The 412-nt window shown below is 58.7% G+C and carries 1 protein-coding gene; it reads left to right on the top strand.

Annotated elements, in window-relative coordinates; translation table 11 throughout:
• A partial coding sequence (locus OUO13_RS12890) for an electron transfer flavoprotein subunit alpha/FixB family protein (protein WP_283174306.1) occupies nt 1-412 on the top strand: 412 nt, incomplete at both ends.

Genomic DNA, 412 nt, shown 5'->3' with positions numbered 1-412 from the left:
GCCTCCGGTTACACCAAGGCAGCCTTCGGTGGTGAAGAGCTGGCCAAGTCTGACCGTCCAGAACTGACTTCCGCTGCCATCGTGGTATCCGGTGGTCGTGGTATGGGCAACGGTGAGAACTTCAAACACCTGTACAGCCTGGCCGACAAGCTGGGTGCTGCCGTGGGTGCATCCCGTGCTGCGGTTGACGCCGGATTTGTGCCAAACGACCTGCAAGTGGGTCAGACCGGCAAGATCGTGGCGCCAAACCTGTACATCGCCGTCGGTATCTCCGGTGCCATCCAGCACCTGGCAGGTATGAAAGACTCCAAGGTGATTGTGGCCATCAACAAGGACGAAGAAGCCCCGATTTTCCAGGTGGCAGACTACGGCCTGGTGGCAGACCTGTTCGAAGCTGTACCTGAGCTGGAAA

The sequence above is a fragment of the Parathalassolituus penaei genome, from assembly GCF_026626885.1.
GTDB lineage: Bacteria > Pseudomonadota > Gammaproteobacteria > Pseudomonadales > Oceanobacteraceae > Oceanobacter > Oceanobacter penaei.
The sequence above is the reverse complement of the archived record's forward strand: the minus strand, read 5'-3'. Positions and strand labels throughout refer to the sequence as shown.